Annotated in this window: 18 protein-coding genes and 1 pseudogene; 8 read left to right on the forward strand and 11 right to left on the reverse strand. The window is 32.8% G+C overall.

Annotated features, from left to right (window positions below; all coding sequences use genetic code 11):
• The 3 genes and pseudogenes from ACIQ0M_RS13625 to ACIQ0M_RS13635 form a co-directional block, all read left to right on the forward strand.
• Window positions 1-106 (forward strand): annotated as a pseudogene (locus ACIQ0M_RS13625) (IS1595 family transposase); the annotation flags it as partial.
• Between the two features lie 69 nt (window positions 107-175).
• Window positions 176-370 (forward strand): hypothetical protein, encoded by a 195-nt coding sequence (locus ACIQ0M_RS13630; RefSeq protein ID WP_396153177.1) that lies wholly within the window; start codon window positions 176-178, stop codon window positions 368-370.
• Between the two features lie 237 nt (window positions 371-607).
• Window positions 608-1,975 carry a rhodanese-related sulfurtransferase gene (locus ACIQ0M_RS13635; protein ID WP_396153179.1) on the forward strand — a complete coding sequence of 456 codons (1,368 nt, stop codon included), beginning with the start codon at window positions 608-610 and terminating at the stop codon, window positions 1,973-1,975.
• Window positions 1,976-2,139: 164 nt separating this feature from the next.
• Here ACIQ0M_RS13635 and ACIQ0M_RS13640 read toward each other — a convergent pair whose 3' ends face one another.
• The 4 genes from ACIQ0M_RS13640 to ACIQ0M_RS13655 all read right to left on the reverse strand — a co-directional run bounded on the left by ACIQ0M_RS13640 (window position 2,140) and on the right by ACIQ0M_RS13655 (window position 6,164).
• Entirely contained in the window at window positions 2,140-2,769 is a 630-nt protein-coding gene (locus ACIQ0M_RS13640) for a class I SAM-dependent methyltransferase (protein ID WP_396153181.1), read from the reverse strand.
• Between the two features lie 14 nt (window positions 2,770-2,783).
• The gene (locus ACIQ0M_RS13645; protein WP_396153183.1) at window positions 2,784-3,281 is read right to left on the reverse strand and encodes an acyltransferase; all 498 of its coding nucleotides are present in this window, start codon (window positions 3,279-3,281) and stop codon (window positions 2,784-2,786) included.
• Between the two features lie 726 nt (window positions 3,282-4,007).
• Window positions 4,008-4,970, reverse strand: coding sequence for a glycosyltransferase family 2 protein (locus ACIQ0M_RS13650; RefSeq protein WP_396153185.1), 963 nt, complete (start codon window positions 4,968-4,970; stop codon window positions 4,008-4,010).
• Window positions 4,971-4,973: 3 nt separating this feature from the next.
• The gene (locus ACIQ0M_RS13655) at window positions 4,974-6,164 is read right to left on the reverse strand and encodes a hypothetical protein (protein ID WP_396153187.1); all 1,191 of its coding nucleotides are present in this window, start codon (window positions 6,162-6,164) and stop codon (window positions 4,974-4,976) included.
• Between the two features lie 300 nt (window positions 6,165-6,464).
• Between ACIQ0M_RS13655 and ACIQ0M_RS13660 the strand changes: the two genes are divergently transcribed.
• The 5 genes from ACIQ0M_RS13660 (at window position 6,465) to ACIQ0M_RS13680 (ending at window position 11,932) form a co-directional block, all read left to right on the forward strand.
• The gene (locus ACIQ0M_RS13660; protein ID WP_396153189.1) at window positions 6,465-7,631 is read left to right on the forward strand and encodes a stage 0 sporulation family protein; all 1,167 of its coding nucleotides are present in this window, start codon (window positions 6,465-6,467) and stop codon (window positions 7,629-7,631) included.
• Window positions 7,615-8,100 carry a gliding motility lipoprotein GldH gene (locus ACIQ0M_RS13665; protein ID WP_396153190.1) on the forward strand — a complete coding sequence of 162 codons (486 nt, stop codon included), beginning with the start codon at window positions 7,615-7,617 and terminating at the stop codon, window positions 8,098-8,100. Before ACIQ0M_RS13660 ends, ACIQ0M_RS13665 begins: the two co-directional genes overlap by 17 nt.
• Before the next feature lies 1 nt (window position 8,101).
• Complete coding sequence (locus ACIQ0M_RS13670; RefSeq protein WP_396153191.1) at window positions 8,102-10,381, forward strand: penicillin-binding protein 1A; 2,280 nt, start codon at window positions 8,102-8,104, stop codon at window positions 10,379-10,381.
• A gap of 90 nt (window positions 10,382-10,471) precedes the next feature.
• The gene (locus tag ACIQ0M_RS13675; RefSeq protein ID WP_396153193.1) at window positions 10,472-11,170 is read left to right on the forward strand and encodes a CoA transferase subunit A; all 699 of its coding nucleotides are present in this window, start codon (window positions 10,472-10,474) and stop codon (window positions 11,168-11,170) included.
• Window positions 11,171-11,272: 102 nt separating this feature from the next.
• Complete coding sequence (locus ACIQ0M_RS13680) at window positions 11,273-11,932, forward strand: 3-oxoacid CoA-transferase subunit B (RefSeq protein WP_396153195.1); 660 nt, start codon at window positions 11,273-11,275, stop codon at window positions 11,930-11,932.
• A gap of 50 nt (window positions 11,933-11,982) precedes the next feature.
• Here ACIQ0M_RS13680 and ACIQ0M_RS13685 read toward each other — a convergent pair whose 3' ends face one another.
• The 7 genes from ACIQ0M_RS13685 to ACIQ0M_RS13715 form a co-directional block, all read right to left on the reverse strand.
• Window positions 11,983-12,615, reverse strand: a complete 633-nt coding sequence (locus tag ACIQ0M_RS13685) for a DUF6705 family protein (RefSeq protein WP_396153197.1) — start codon at window positions 12,613-12,615, stop codon at window positions 11,983-11,985.
• Between the two features lie 13 nt (window positions 12,616-12,628).
• Window positions 12,629-12,853 (reverse strand): hypothetical protein, encoded by a 225-nt coding sequence (locus ACIQ0M_RS13690; protein WP_396153199.1) that lies wholly within the window; start codon window positions 12,851-12,853, stop codon window positions 12,629-12,631.
• Window positions 12,854-12,930: 77 nt separating this feature from the next.
• Window positions 12,931-13,497 carry a hypothetical protein gene (locus tag ACIQ0M_RS13695; RefSeq protein ID WP_396153201.1) on the reverse strand — a complete coding sequence of 189 codons (567 nt, stop codon included), beginning with the start codon at window positions 13,495-13,497 and terminating at the stop codon, window positions 12,931-12,933.
• A gap of 45 nt (window positions 13,498-13,542) precedes the next feature.
• Window positions 13,543-14,136: a DUF6705 family protein gene (locus ACIQ0M_RS13700; RefSeq protein WP_396153203.1), complete on the reverse strand. Its 594-nt coding sequence runs from the start codon at window positions 14,134-14,136 to the stop codon at window positions 13,543-13,545.
• Window positions 14,137-14,154: 18 nt separating this feature from the next.
• Window positions 14,155-14,874, reverse strand: coding sequence for a hypothetical protein (locus ACIQ0M_RS13705; RefSeq protein WP_396153205.1), 720 nt, complete (start codon window positions 14,872-14,874; stop codon window positions 14,155-14,157).
• Between the two features lie 164 nt (window positions 14,875-15,038).
• On the reverse strand, window positions 15,039-15,602 hold the full coding sequence (locus tag ACIQ0M_RS13710; protein ID WP_396153207.1) for a DUF6705 family protein: 564 nt from the start codon (window positions 15,600-15,602) through the stop codon (window positions 15,039-15,041).
• Between the two features lie 16 nt (window positions 15,603-15,618).
• On the reverse strand, window positions 15,619-16,971 hold the full coding sequence (locus ACIQ0M_RS13715; protein ID WP_396153209.1) for a hypothetical protein: 1,353 nt from the start codon (window positions 16,969-16,971) through the stop codon (window positions 15,619-15,621).
• Window positions 16,972-17,246 lie beyond the last annotated feature (275 nt).

Raw genomic sequence — 17,246 nt, forward strand, 5'->3', positions numbered from 1 at the left:
ATATTTACAATTATACCTAAATGAGTTCGTTTACAAGCTTAATAGACGGTATTTTGAAGAAAAATTATTCGACAGGCTAGTGATAGCAAGCATTACAGGGTTATGACTAATAACGGACAATCAAAATCAAATAAAGAAGAAATTAAAAACCAATAAAAAAATTAGAAATCAATTGTTGATTGCTTTAAATACAATAGAATATTTAAAAAAAGAAGGAAAAACAAATCAAATCTTTGTCAATCAAATTCAAGAACGCGTTAAAAATAGTTTAGCTGTTCATTCAGATGCAAATCTTGAATTACTTAAACTGAAAAAGAAAGGTATAGAAAAAGAAATAATTGAATTAAAAAAAATTGCGAACAACTTTTGAATGAAGTTAATTTCATTTGAATACAGGAATACAAAACAATACTTTTTGTTCGATAAAAACGTGTGAAACGCATATATTGTTTTTACTTTTAAAACAATTGAACAAATAAAAACCCTACTATTTATATTTAATCTAAAATGTTTATTTTTGTAACGAATTCTTCCATTTAGAATTTATAAAAATATTTGTACAGACGTAACATTGTTACGTCTCTATCTAACCTTAAACGTTTATAGCATGCAACTGTATAACACGATGAGGGCAGAAGAAAGAGCTGAGCTAATTGATCAAGCCGGCAAACAACGACTTACGTTGTCTTTTTATGCCTATGCCAAAATTGAAGACCCAAAAAAATTTAGAGATGATTTATTCTTAGCTTGGAATCCGTTGGATGTCTTGGGAAGAATTTATGTGGCTCACGAAGGAATTAACGCCCAACTTTCGCTGCTAGCAGATTACTTTTATCAATTCAAAGACACGCTAGAAGTTTATGATTTTATGAGAGGTATTCGATTGAACGTGGCTCGCGAACAAGACGATCATTCCTTTTTAAAATTGACCATAAAAGTGCGTCATAAAATTGTGGCCGATGGATTGGATGATTCCACTTTTGATGTAACCAACAAAGGAATTCACTTAAAAGCGAAGGAATTCAACCAATTTTTAGAAGACCCGAACACTATTGTGGTAGATTTTAGAAATCACTACGAAAGTGAAATTGGCCATTTTAAAGGAGCCATCACGCCTGATGTGGACACATTCAGAGAATCACTTCCCATTATTGAAGAACAGTTAAAAGACCTTAAAGACGAAAAAAATCTTTTGATGTATTGCACAGGCGGAATTCGTTGCGAAAAAGCCAGTGCGTATTTCAAGCATAAGGGTTTTAAAAATGTCTATCAATTAGAAGGTGGAATCATTGAATATGCTCGTCAAATTGAACAAGAAGGAATCGAAAGTAAATTTATTGGTAAAAACTTTGTGTTCGATCATCGTTTGGGCGAACGCATCACTAACGATATTATTTCGCAATGTCACCAATGCGGAAAACCATGTGACAATCATACCAATTGCGTGAATGACGGATGTCATTTGTTGTTTATTCAATGTGATGAATGCAAGAAAAAAATGGATAATTGTTGCTCCGATGAATGTCAGGAAATCATTCATTTGCCTTTAGTTGAGCAAGTGAAATTGAGAAAAGGCATTCAAAAAGGAAATATGATTTTCAAAAAAGGAAAATCGCCTGCTTTAAAATTCAAACATTCGGGTGAATTAAGCGATGTATCATTGGCGGTTGCAAATGAAATAGAAAAACCGAAACCCATTCGCGAACGCATCAAACGCAAAAAAATATTGGTTGGAAAAGCAGAACATTACTACACCAAGGCTCAAGTGGGTTTGTTTTTGATAGAAAACCAAGAAATAAAATCGGGAGATAAAATCTTAATTTCAGGTCCAACCACAGGAAATCAGGAATTGGTTTTAGAGAAAATTTTTGTCAATGGTAAAGAAAATTCTGTAGCTAAAATTGGTGATAAATTGACTTTTGCGGTTCCGTTTCGAATTCGGTTGTCGGATAAGTTGTTTTTGATTAAAAACTAAATTGATTTTTAAATTTAACCTTTTAAAATCTTTTATTCTGTTATGTTTGAAATTGAGTAAAATTAGAATTTTAAAAGGTTAAATAAATTTTGACTGAAAAAAAAGTGATTGAAAATATCTTTCTTGAAAACATAGTCTTTTTTCTTCACGACTAGAAAGTTCAGTTATTCATCTTTAACAGCAAGAAGTATAGTCCAAGGTATTGGTGATTCCACTGCAATTACTTTCCCATATTCTCTTTCTACCAATTTTATGATTTTCTTTTTTGACCAATGGTTTAAGTGTCCGGGAGTGTTTCCAAAATCTTTCAGATATTTAAACCTACACATATTCAAAAAACACCAGAGAGGCTCTCTCGGTACTCCCAAAATTAAATATTTTTTACTAACTCTTTTAATCTCCTGAAGAGCTTTTTCCGGATAATCTAAATGTTCCAAAACTTCTAAAAGAAAAATTAAATCCACACTGCCCTTTTCATATTTTAATTCATAAACACTCTCTTGAAAGATGGCAACACTCGGATTCATTACTTTTGCTTTTGCAACTAACTCCTCCACAAACTCTGAAGCAGAAATATTATTTACCATTTTACTGAGTATAGAAGTTGATCTTCCTTCACCAGCTCCAATTTCATGAGCATTGTGTATATTAGAAGTTTTTTGTAATAATTTATTTACAGATTTAAAATAATTTTCAACAAGTGTTCTGGCAATAAAACCATTGTTTTCATATTTACCTGCAAAATCTTCCTCATGTGGTTTGGCTTTTAATTTAGAATGGTCAATTTGTGTCATTATCAAACTATTAGTTAATTATTTACTGTTTGTGAATTGGTATAACCCACAATTTTTGCTGGATTTCCACCAACAATAGTTCCAGGAGGAACATCTTTAGTTACCACAGCACCTGCACCAATTACTGAACCTTTACCAATTGTAATCGGTTTTATTATGAGGGCATTCATGCCTATAAAAACATTGTCTTCAATAACTACATTTCCCATACTGAATTCAGAAACACCTTCTGCGGTAATAATTGGAAAATGATTCAGTATTTTAACTCCAGAAGTAATAAAAACATTGTCGCCGATTGAAGTTGTAACATTTTTTAAATTATCAAACAATACATTAGTCCCAATAAAGACCGTCTTACGATTATTAAATTTAATACCATATAATTTAAGCAATTTAGTTCGCAATAAAGGTGGTATAAAAAATTGCATTGAAAGGTGAAGTAAAATAAATCTTATTCCTTTTTTTAAAAAAGAAAGTGAAAGTTTGTTCCAAGTGGCTGTATGGTTTTCCATAATTTATTTTATTTCTACACTATAATTGTATGGCGGACACACTATATTACGACTAAATTCTATAACATCTTTCATTATAATTCTAGTATATGCAACGACGATTACTACTTTTTCAGTTTTACCCATGCTCTTTATAAAATTACATTTTTTGAAGTCCAAATATTTACTATTTCTAACTTTGATGCAATGTCTATTTTTAAAGAGGTTAAAACCATTGTATTTATTTTATTATGGTTTATGTTTTTTATATGATAAACAAAAAAAAACCTTTTTATAGAATTTAATTCCAGCAAAAATAAATAGAAACGAATTTAAAAACCTTTGGGCATTAAAATCTATATTACATGAAAACTTCTTCATTATTTATAGACATAAAATTTTGAAATAATAAATCGAAAAGGTGTTAAAATTAAAACTGTTATAAAAGTACTTATCAAATAATTAATTTCAAAATAATTAAAAGTATTGTATAAAACATTTGCCAATAAGTAAAAGAAAACTAAACTTAAGCAAAACTTAATCAGTTTACTATTACTATGTGTAGTTTTAAAAAGTAATCTTAATTGAAGTGTATAAAGCATTAGATATAGAACACCATAGACAATCATAAATGCAATTGATTTGTTGGTTTTTAAAATTTCAACTAAAATATAAAGCGATAAGAATACAAAACTATAGCCAAAAAGACTGATAAAAATATATTTTATAACTTGAGAGTGTAATTCTTTATTTTTTAGGGTCTTCAAAATGAGATTGTTTTAGAAAGTACAATATTTTTTCCTGATTTCTTCTAATTCGACCTAGCATATCCGCTAAAAAAGAAAAAATAGTCACAAGTAGACTCATTCCTAAAAGTGAAATTCCTATTATACCAAAACTCTTATAAGGCGTTAAAGTATCGTTGATAATCCAATGGATTAATGCCCATCCTCCAAAGAATAAACTTATCAGAAAAATGAAAAAAGCAATCGATAAAAAGAATTGAAGTGGTTTGTAATCTTTTAATGATTTGAATATAATAACAGAAGTTTTAGTAGCATAAAGAACCAAACTATTAGCTACTCTTGAAATCCTATTGTCAAAATAAAAGACAGTAATGGGAACCTGTTCTACCTTAAAACCTTTATTTAATAAGTCAAGGATGGTTTCATGAGTATATGTAAAACTTCCATCTAAATTTAAACTTAACAAAGTATCTTTAGAATAAGCTCTAAATCCACAAGAAGCATCGTGTATTTTTGTATTAGAAACGAAACTAACAATTTTATTTACTTGTTTGTTTCCCCAAAACTTAACTTTTGACATTTTATCAGGCTTCCCATCAGAAAATCTAATCCCTAAACAAAAATCAGCTCTTTCTGTTAATAATGGTTCTAAAAGTAGGTCAATTTCATTTACATCAAATTGACCGTCGGCATCCATACTGACCAGTACATCGGCATTTATTTTAATGGCATATTTTATTGCCGTTTGAAATGCCTCTCCAACCCCCTTATTTTTGTTATGGTTTATTACTTTTGCACCACTTTTATTTGCTTCAATCACTGTGTTGTCTGAACTTCCGTCATTTACGACAAGTATTTCTGTTGATTCAAAGCCTTTATATTCCTTTTTTAATGAGTTAATAACTTTAGAAATGGTTTCTTCTTCATTAAAAGCAGGCATATATATTAATAACTTCTTAAACATTTTTTACAAGATTTTTTTTAGGATAATAATAGTTAATCGAAGCTCATTTAAGATTAAAATTACAGATAAAAGTTGTGAAGTTATCACAAAATATTTTGTAGAAGCATTCAGTTTTTCATAAGCAAAATAATACCCGAGATAAATTATTGGTAAGAGCACAAGCCAATATCTACTAAATCCTGTCCCTGCAAAAATAAGCCCCATAAATACCAAACAGAATGCAGCTAACATGCTTTTTGAATGATTTGTATTCGTTTTTTTATAAAAACCAAAGAACATTAGAAAAAGTAATATCAAACTAATGGTGTAATTTCTTATCCCAGTAATGGGAACAAATAGGGATACAAAAGCCGGAATCCCATTTATTTTTTGGGATTCATAATGTTGTTGTAATCCTAAACCACATTTAATATTAAACCATAATCCATTTTCATTGGATTTAAATCTACTAAAATAACTAATCTCGCTTAAATTATTACTTTCAACAAAATAAATATATTTTAACCAAAACAAAAGTGGTAATGAAATAACGAAAGCTACAAAAAAATACTTGAAAATATTTTTATTTGAGCTCTTAATTAGTTCATAATAATAAAATAAAAACATTGCTCCTAAAACAGCAAACAAATGTCTTGTTAATACCAGAATAACAAGAAATGCAATCAATCTTTTGTAATTGAATAAATTATTTGTTTGGTTAAAATAGTATATAGAAGCCCAAAAAGTAAAAAAAACAATAGCCTCGGGATATAAAGATGGAAGACTGGAAACAAACCCTGTGGCAGTTACACACAGAAGAATTAAAGAATAAACAACTTTGTTAGGTAGGCCTAACTTTTTATATAACAAATAAATATACCTTAGACCAATAATTGTAAATAATATATGAATTAACTTTTGAATTATAAATCCAATAATTGGATATGCTTGAACTTTAAAGAAGGCAATCATAAACGGAATTATTGGTATGACTGATGTTGGATAATCCTTTTGATAATATTTTCCCTTTAAAATATTCTCTGCAATCTGATTATAAGTAATCTCATCACCATTAAGCGGAATGAATAAATTTCGTAATGACATTATGAAAACCAAAAAAAACAGTAAACTGAAAAATTTTTCTGCTTGAACAAAATGAATTAATTTATCTATACTATGTTGAAAGTCGATGGTTATTCCTTTTCGTTTTTTCATTACCAAACAGGTTATCTTATAAAATTAATATAACTATTAGCAAATCTAAAATTAATTTTTAAAAAATCACTTTTTATTTATTTTTTCACCATAATTTAGTCTTCATCTTTTTGAGATAATAGTCATATCTATTCTTCAATGTTTAACAAAAGAGGTTTCATGTAAAAGTATGTGGCCTTTATATTTATTTAACCTTTTAGAACCTTTTCTACTTCACTCAAAAAATACTATCTTTACCAACTTAACGTTTAATGTCAGTAGTCTCGTTATAAATAGTGAGATGACCAATATAGATAAATTATGGCTTGTACAAACTGTTCGACAGCGAGCAAAACCGGCGGTGCTCCTCAAGGATGTCAAAATAAAGGGACTTGCGGCACCGATAGCTGCAATAAATTAACTGTTTTTGACTGGTTAGCAAACATGAGTTTGCCAAGCGGTCAAGAAGTTTTTGATTGTGTAGAAGTGCGTTTTAAAAACGGGCGAAAAGAATTTTATCGCAATACAGAAAAACTTACTTTAATCATCGGTGATATTGTAGCTACCGAAGCTTCACCGGGACACGATGTGGGAATTGTAACCCTAGTGGGAGAATTGGTAAAAGTACAAATGAAGAAAAAAGGAGTAAATCACACCAGTACTGATGTTCCTAAAGTATACCGCAAAGCATCGCAAAAGGATATCGATATTTGGGCAGATGTACAAAAGAAAGAAGAGCCCATGAAGGTGAAGGCTCGTGAAATTGCGATTCAACTTCAATTGCAAATGAAAATTTCTGATATTGAATTTCAAGGCGATGGTTCCAAAGCTACCTTTTATTATACTGCAGAAGACCGCGTAGATTTCCGTCAATTAATAAAAGAATACGCTCAGGTTTTTAAAACCAGAATCGAGATGAAACAAGTTGGTTTTCGGCAAGAAGCTGCTCGTTTGGGCGGAATTGGTTCTTGCGGAAGAGAATTGTGCTGTTCCACTTGGTTGACCGATTTTAGGAGCGTGAATACCACCGCAGCCCGTTATCAGCAGTTGTCTTTGAATCCTCAAAAATTAGCCGGACAATGCGGAAAACTCAAATGTTGTTTAAATTATGAGTTAGACACCTACATGGATGCATTAAAGGATTTTCCTGATTTTGACACCAAGATTGAAACAGAAAGAGGAGTTGCCTACTGCCAAAAGCAAGACATTTTTAAAGGATTAATGTGGTTTGCTTATGCTGATAATATTGCCAATTGGCATGTGATTCATATTGATCAAGTAAAAGAAATCGTGGCAGAAAACAAACAGCGAAAAAGAATTACTTCGCTGGAAGATTTTGCCTTAGAAATTGTGGCTGAACCGAAACAAGATTTCAACAATGCTATGGGTCAAGAAAGTTTAACCCGATTTGATCAACCCAAACGCAAAAAGAATAACAACAAAAAAAGAAGACCAAATAAAATTGTTAAAAATGACCCTAAAAAATAGTCTGTTTTTATTTTTTTTATTGATTGTTGTAACGTCGTGTGATAAAAAAAGACTTTTTGATGAATATAAAAAAGTTGGAAAAGTATGGCACAAAGATAGTATTATGACTTTTTCCTTGGAGCAAAAAGATACGGTTGCCAAACATAATTTGTATGTTAATATACGAAATAACAAAAGTTACCCTTTCAATAATTTGTTTCTGATTGTAGAAATGGAACAGCCCAACAAAAAGACAATTGTAGATACGTTAGAATATCAAATGGCCGAACCGGATGGAACTTTGATGGGAAAAGGTTTAACGGATACTAAAGACAATAAATTGTTTTATAAAGAAAATTTCGTGTTTCCAAAATCAGGAAATTATAAAATTTACATTCAACAAGCAGTTAGAAAATCGGGTAAAATTGAAGGCGTTGAAGCACTCGATGGGGTTACTGACGTTGGTTTACGAATAGAAAAAGCAGAATAATATGGCGAAGAAAAATAGTTCATCCGTAAAAGACATCACATACTATCAAAAAAAATTCTGGAAAGTGTTTTTCATGGGATTAGGGGGTATCATCCTGTTTTTTGTTTTTGCTAACTTCGGATTGTTTGGCTCCATGCCGAGTTTTGATGAATTAGAAAATCCGGATTCCAACTTGGCGACTGAAATCATTTCCTCTGATGGTGTAGTTTTGGGTAAATTTTACCGTGAAAACAGATCACCGGTTAAATATGAAGATTTACCGAAACACTTGGTAGATGCATTAGTTGCTACAGAAGATGAACGTTTTTATGAGCATTCTGGAATTGATGCAAAACGAACTTTTGGAGCCGCCTTAAAATTGGGAGCCGATGGTGGTGCTAGTACAATTTCTCAACAATTAGCCAAGCTCTTGTTTCACGGGGAAGGTTCTCGGTTTATTCTTTTCAGAATGGTACAAAAAGTAAAAGAGTGGATCATTGCAACAAAATTAGAACGTCAATACACCAAGAATGAAATCATTGCTTTGTATTTAAATAGAGCTGATTTTGTCAATACAGCAGTAGGAATTCGTTCAGCAGCAAATGTCTATTTTGGAAAAGAACCACGTGATTTAACTATCGAGGAAAGTGCTTTATTGGTTGGAATGCTTAAAAATCCATCGCTATACAATCCTACTAAAGAAAAGAGAAAAGAACTTGTTTTCAATAGAAGAAATACTGTTTTGTCTCAAATGGTTCGCAATAACTTTTTAGAGCCGGAAGCAAAAGCACAATTAGAAAAAAAACCGATTGTCCTAGATTTTAATCCGGAAAGTCATGTTGATGGAATTGCCACTTATTTTAGAGAATACCTTCGCGATTACATGAAAAAATGGGTGAAAGAAAATAAAAAACCAGATGGAACAGAATACAACATTTATAATGACGGTTTAAAAATTTATACTACTATCGATTCCCGTATGCAAAAGCATGCCGAAGAAGCGGTAGATGAGCATCTAAGAAAATTACAAGTAGAATTTTTTAAAGCTCAGAAAAGCAATAAAAACGCTCCTTTTTTAAAACTTACTACCGATGAAACCGATCGATTATTAAAACGATCCATGAAAAATTCTGAACGTTGGCGTTTGATGAAAGCCCAAGATAAAAGCGAAGCAGACATCATCAAATCGTTTGATATAAAAACAGAAATGAGGGTTTTCACTTGGAAAGGAGAACGCGATACAATAATGACGCCGATGGATTCCATTCGGTATTATAAACATTTTCTGCGAAGTGGTATGATTTCAATGGAACCTCAAACCGGCCACGTAAAGGCCTGGGTGGGTGGAATTAATTATAAACATTTTCAATATGACCATGCCGGGCAAGGAGCTCGACAAGTGGGATCTACATTCAAACCGTTTGTTTATGCCACCGCCATTGAGCAACTAAACATGTCGCCATGTGACTCAATTATCGATTCGCCCTTCACTATTCCACGCGGTCGACACAACGTAACGGAATCTTGGACCCCAAGAAATTCGGATGGTAAATACCGTGGAATGATTAATTTAAAGAAAGCACTTGCTAATTCAGTCAATACTATTTCGGCAAAATTAATTGACAGAACCGGACCCAAAGCAGTCATCGATTTAACCCATAAATTAGGTGTAACCGCCGATATTCCGGAGCAACCGGCCATTTGTTTAGGTGCTGTGGAAATCACTGTGCAGGATATGGTAGCTGCTTTTAGCACATTTGCTAACAAAGGAATATATATTAAACCTCAATTGATTACCCGTATCGAAGATAAAAACGGGAATGTGATTTTTGAAGCGATTCCTGAAAGTCATGATGTTTTAAGTCAAGACATTGCTTATGCTGTTGTGAAATTAATGGAAGGTGTAACCGAAGACGGAACAGGAACACGTTTGCGTTGGGGAGGAGCCGGATTTACAAAATATAATTATCAATTTACAAACCCAATTGCCGGAAAAACAGGGACTACTCAAAATAATTCCGACGGATGGTTCATGGGGTTTGTCCCTAACCTTTGCACCGGTGTTTGGGTGGGATGCGAAGACCGTTCCGCCCGATTTAGAAGTACTGCCATGGGACAAGGTGCAACAATGGCTTTGCCCATTTGGGGGCTTTACATGGACAAATGCTACAAAGACGACAAGTTGAATGTTTCAAAAGAACCTTTTGAAAGACCTGAAAACATAACTGTAAAAGTGGATTGTTGGAAAGCAGTAAAAGACACTTTAGACTTTGATCAGGATTTAGACGAGTTTAGTTTTTAAAAAAATTATCACACAACAAATAATAAAAAATGGACTTTGTAAAAAGCCCATTTTTTTATACCTTTAAAATTCGAAAAACAAACAAACAATATGATTATACGCAAAGTAAATTCTGTGCAAGAAGCATTGCAGGGAATCACTAACAATATGACCATTATGCTAGGAGGATTTGGCCTTTGTGGCATTCCGGAAAACAGCATTGCAGCATTAGTAAAAATGGGAGTTTCTAATCTTACTTGCATTTCCAACAATGCCGGTGTCGATGATTTCGGTTTAGGTTTATTATTGCAAAAAAAGCAAATCAAAAAAATGATTTCCTCTTATGTAGGTGAGAATGCCGAATTTGAACGTCAAATGCTGTCAGGAGAATTAGAGGTTGAATTAACCCCACAAGGAACATTAGCCGAAAAATGCAGAGCCGCACAACACGGAATTCCAGCCTTTTTTACCCCCGCCGGATACGGAACCGAAGTGGCAGAAGGAAAAGAAACCCGCGAATTCAATGGCAAAATGTATGTCATGGAAGAAGCTTACAAAGCCGACTTTGCTATTGTTAAAGCTTGGAAAGGCGACGAAGCCGGAAATATTATCTTTAAAGGAACAGCACGAAACTTTAATTCCTGCATGGCCGGGGCCGCCAAAATAACCATTGCCGAAGTGGAAGAATTAGTTCCCGCCGGAACACTTGACCCGAATCAAATTCATATCCCTGGAATCATGATTAATCGCATTTTTCAAGGTGAGAAATATGAAAAGAGAATTGAACAACGAACGGTTAGACTGAAATAATGTGCCAATGGGACAATATGGCAATGAGACAATTAATTCCTCATTCCACCACCCAAATTGACACATTGACACATTGACAAATTAACTCATTGACACATTAAAATGGCTTTAGATAAAAATCAAATTGCAAAACGCATCGCAAAAGAAGTAAAAGACGGTTACTACGTAAACTTAGGAATCGGAATCCCAACATTGGTTGCCAATTTTGTTCGAACCGATATTTCCGTTGAATTTCAAAGTGAAAATGGGGTGCTTGGAATGGGACCATTTCCGTTTGAAGGCGAAGAAGATGCGGATATTATCAATGCAGGAAAACAAACTATTACGACTTTGCCCGGAGCTTCCTTTTTTGACTCGGCTTTTAGTTTTGGAATGATACGAAGCAAAAAAGTAGATTTAACGATTTTAGGTGCGATGGAAGTTTCCGAAAATGGCGACATTGCCAACTGGAAAATCCCCGGAAAAATGGTAAAAGGTATGGGTGGAGCAATGGACTTAGTAGCTTCTGCCGAAAATATAATCGTTGCCATGATGCACGTGAACAAAGCCGGAGAATCAAAAGTTTTAAAAAATTGTACTTTACCATTAACTGGCGTGGGTTGTGTTAAAAAAATTGTCACCGAATTAGCCGTGATGGATGTTACACCAAATGGTTTCAAACTTCTTGAACGAGCTCCCGGTGTTTCAGTGGAAGAAATCGTCAAAGCTACAGAAGGAACGTTGATTGTGGAGGGAGAAATTCCGGAGATGGTTTTGGATTAACTATTCTCAAAAATTAAGCGACTGATTAAAAAAATCAGTCGCTTAATTTTTTAATTTTCCTTTATCAATGTATAATCACCATACGGAATCGTAAAACCTGTAGTAGTAGATGGCGTTTGAAAATCAGACTGAACACCAGATGGACCATTCGTAAAAACATATTGTACTTTAATTTTTTGAACTCCATTTTCATCCGCTCTACGCATAACAAAAGCAGCTTCTAAACCGGAATCATTATTTGTTGGTTCATTATAACTCATAGCCATACGTTCCATATTTTCCGGACACTCTAAACATCTTGGATGCCAATAATTATATGTTTCTCCTATACTGTGTAAACTATAATCAAAAATACTCGAATGATTATCCAAAACACTAGCCAAGGAATTAATTTTTACAATACCATTTTCAATGTATTGCATTTCACCAACAAGGTAATCTACATAACAGTTTGTAAACGATTGATAATAAAACATCTCTTTTTTAACGAATCTAAACCGTATAGTTTTCATAGCATCTGTGTAAACCCATGTGCCTACAAATTGATTATAAAAATTATCAATGTCTTTATAGTATGCGTTTTCTATCTCTGCAAACTCCGCCGTGTGAATATCTAAAACTGGGCTTTGTGCCATTATATTACTACTAAATAAAACTAGTAGTGTTGATAGTATTGATTTCATAATTTATATTTTTTTAATTACAAGGTGTTTTTATGGGTGTGTTATTTGGATTGATAGGGTCTAAATTAATTTCACTCCAATCTCCGTTGGAATTTTGTTCATATAAACCGATACCTAATTCAAATTCATCCAAAATTTTTAAAAAGTCTTTTTGAAGTATGATTTGGGATGCATTGTTGCCTCTTCTTATTTGAAGCTCAGTTAAATCCTCTTCAAATTTTCCGAACTTATCCTTCAAAGTATAAAATTTATTCCAGTCTTTTATTTTAAGGCAATATGTTTCGTTTTCATTAACTAAACCTAAAAATAATTCCGTTATTCCTTGTGATGATGTACTTGGCGGTTGGTAACTATTTTTTTTAAAGCCTTCCTAAGAAGCCATTCCATATCTTTGGGAGAAAACATTTTTACCGTTGGATTATTGCCTTGAGTATGATTATGAAATGCTCCAATCCATATGTTATCCTTATAAGCATCTAAATTTACTGTGTTTGGGTTCTCTGTATTATGTCCTGCAACTGTTGGCGGTGCAAAATTAGTAGAATTTTGAAAATATTTATAAACCCACGCATGTTCTTTGGGTCCTGTTGCTTTTTGTTTTAAAAAATTAATACTTTCATTATAATTAGGGCTGTTACTCACTTTTTTTAACTCTTCACAAGGCGTAGTTTTTTTTGGCTTTACTACCGGCAAGGTTAAGTCTTCACCTAAGTTGTCAACGGGTTCGTTTTCATTGTTATCTGGGTTTTCGTTGGTGGGAGAGCCTGTGTTGCCTGTGCCATTTCCTGTTCCTCCATAAGGATTATCGTTTCCTGGAGATGTATAATCACCCGGTGAAGTATCACCCGGTGTTTCACCACCACTCCCATCTTCGTTACACAATATTAACTCTAGAGTAAATATTCATTAATTTATTATCCTATTGATTCATTGTTTTATTAAAACCATATCCAACGGAAAAGTAGTACCAAGATATTGTGGTTGCAATGGAGTTTGACCTTCTTTTTGAGACCTTATGTGTGTATCGTCTTTACCTCGAAACCTTAGTTGGGTTGGTGAAAGTATTTCTAGTGAAGATGCATAGAACTTATTTTTGAGAATATCTCTGATATCGCCACCTAAACCTGAATAACAATCTAAACTATACAGCACTCCCATAAAAGATTCATTATTTAAATTGTCATTGGAAGTATTTATCAATTCAATTCCATTTTCTTTATAAGCATAATATCCTACAATTCTATCTTTATAGTAGTTTTGGATACCTCTATTATAATGATACTTTGTTTGTTTTATTAGCGTTAAAATAAACTCTCTGTTGCCTTGTGTCCACTTCCATGTACCAATGTATGGAGCATATAAGTTGTTGATGTCTTTTAGATATAAACTTCCATTAGTTTTAGTTAATGGAACGTGATTACACTTTTCAGTAATGTTAATTATATTGCTTTGAGCTTTGCAACTCCAAGTTGAGCAAAGTAATATTAAAAGTAAAGCAGAGATATTAAATATATTTTTCATTTTTTTATGTTTTAAAAATTAATTACAAGGAACTTTTTGAATACTATTTCCGTTTTTAACAAGTTTTCCCCAGCCATCAGCATCTTTTCTATAAAGGTTAATGCCATTGCCACCTCCCATTTGCGGGTCGTTTACCACATTCATGAATAATTCTTCTGCCATCGCTTGAGTATAAGGTGGATTATTTTCTCTCTTCAACCCATATTCTTCAAAAATTTCAAAAACGGCATTTTCTGCATCTTCTTTCCCTTGTTCAGTATTCAAATCCAACCCTGCAAATAGTGCTGTTAAAGCCTCGGTGTTTTCCATTCGTAGGGCGTAGGTTGTGTTGTTAAAACAGACAAGATAGTCAGTATATTCGTTTTTTCTCGAGTTTAGCACGTAATTGTAAGAATCAAAAAAACTTACAATATCCATATGAGAAAAAATTGGAATCGTGTTAACTGGATGGTTATGAATAGAGGCAACATCTCTTCTTGTTTGTACACCTTGAACATTGAGATAACCATTTCCTGTTAATGCATTATTAGAAACTTTAAAAACATACTCATCATCAATTCTTTCAATATTAACCATAGTTTCTAAAGTGTCAAAATTAGGTGTAGTAGTTAAAACACGTGTTTTTAAACTGTCTAACTTAGTTTTAAATTTTTCATTATCAATTGTTTGTTTTTTTATTTCTTCACAAGGGGTTAATGTTTTAGGTTTAACCACCGGCAAGGTTAAATCATCACCCAAACTGCTTATTGGCTCACTTTCATTGTTATCCGGGTTTTCGTTGTTGGGAGAGCCTGTGCCGCCTGTGCCGTTTCTAATTCAAAAGCAACAATTGATCTTAACCAAATGCTGGCTTCAATTTTCTACTCAAAAGTAAATTTTATGTTTAACATTATAATGGCTTATTACATCTTTGTCATCACAATATCATTTGGCACACTAAAATAAGGTTCATTTGGATGTTGTTGATAATAGGTGTTTCTTCTTTCAAATTTATCTAATTTAAATTTCAGATTATATTGACCACTACCGTTTGGAATTAGGATTAAATCTACTGGAAAAATTTCTCCATTTCTTTCATAATCTGTAAACGACATGTTTAATTTACCAAATTCTTTGATTATTCCAGTTGGGTTTTCCCTTAAAGGGGAATCGTAAATTAAGATGCCATTTTCATATTTTTGATACTGAATTCTAAAGCCATCTGTATAGTAGTTGATGTTATAATGAGGATATGTTGCATGATGTTTAGTAACTTTAGTTAAGGTAATTCTAAATTCTTTATTTCCGTAAACATAACTCCATGTTCCTATGTAAGGCAACATGTAATCATTTACGTCTTTTAAATAATTTTGACCATTTTTCATATTCCAATTGATGGTGTGGCTATTAGCCATATCTACAACAGTTTGAGCTGATAAACAGCTAAACATTAAAATTGTAACTATAATGCAAAGTATATTTTTCATGATTTGTGTTTTGTATTTAACAAGGTGTTTCATTTATATTTTCGTTGTTATTGTCTAATTCAAGCTTTTTCCAATTTTCAAAATTTTCATCGGCTTCATAATATTCAACTCCTATATCATATTCTTTTAATAGTTTTAAAAAACCAATATTTTGATCTTGTTTAGGCTTTCCGTGACTTATATTTTTTTCTTTATAGAACTTATCAACAAAATCTTTAAAAGTAGCATTAGATTCATATTCCACTACAAAATTATAAAGCTTGTCAATATCGCTAACCTTAAGAGCATAATTACCTTCATCACAAACCAGATAAATGGCAAATTCTTCTTTCTTAATTGGTGATAAATAGTCCTCGGCAGTTATGATTAAATTACTAAACGCAATTAAATCGTTTGGAGTAAATGTCCCAATGTGATTATAAATAGCCGCTTTTAGATGGTTGTGAGCAGTAGCTTTCAAGCTGATATGATAAGGTATAGGACTTCCGTTTTGTTCATCACCTTCTAAAACTGCTCCACAAGAAGGATTGGATTGTGTTGGAGTAACATGACTGCCATTGTAAACTCCAAAAGCTTTTTCTTTAGTACCGTTTACATTATCCTTCAAAGTTTGCATCTTACTTTTAAAGTCAGAATTATTAGAGTTTACTTTTAGTTCGTTGCACGGATTGGTTGTTTTAGGTTTAACCACCGGCAAGGTTAAATCATCACCCAAACTGCTTATTGGCTCACTTTCATTGTTATCCGGGTTTTCGTTGGTGGGAGAGCCTGTGCCGCCTGTGCCGTTGCCACTACCACCATAAGGATTATCGTTTCCTGGAGAGGTATAATCACTCGGTGAAGTATCACCCGGTGCTTCACCACCACTCCCATCTTCGTTACACGGTATAGATACAATGGTGTAGGTGTAACCCGTTGGGGGTTTTGGACAGGTACAACGTTGTCCATTTTTAACATTTAATGTGCTATGAATATTGTGGCAACACATTTCATATTCAATAATTACATCATAGCAACCTGATGTACCGCGTGCAAAGATGTCATTGGCTATCGTAGAGCCGTTATCTAAATTTACTACTTGCATTTTAGACGATACATCAACAAACATGCCGTTTTGCAATAAGTCTTTTTCGCTTTGTGTTAAATCATAGGAAATGACTTTGGCAGAAAAAGAGTTGTTGTTTTGCAAAGTTAATACTAAATTTTCCACCAAGTTATTTTCAACACTTCTATAGACGGGTAAAGTGTAGGAAACTTGATCTCCTTTGGTTATTTGGATAATTTCTTCCGTATCCACCTCAAACTCATTATTCACATTCACTGTTCTTGAATGCAGTTTGTTTTTAAATTGTTGTTCTAAAAGTTCCATTTTTCCAAAAGCCTTTGGTGCTTTTTTCTTAAACTCACTTTCAGTAATTTTTTCAACCGTAAAATGATTGTGATGTTTGCCAAATTCAACGATTTCTTCTTCGGGTTGACAACTTAAAAGGCTTAAAAATAGGAAAAAGAATAATACTTACCCGTTGGGTGTAATTATTTTAAGAAAATAAAAGGATTAGATATTGTCCAAGATACTGAAATTCAGTATCTTGGTGTCGCCAAACAAAACAATATCTATGACAAATATAGTTAAAAATTATTTTA

The sequence above is a fragment of the Flavobacterium sp. genome (genome assembly GCF_044339515.1).
Classification (GTDB): domain Bacteria; phylum Bacteroidota; class Bacteroidia; order Flavobacteriales; family Flavobacteriaceae; genus Flavobacterium.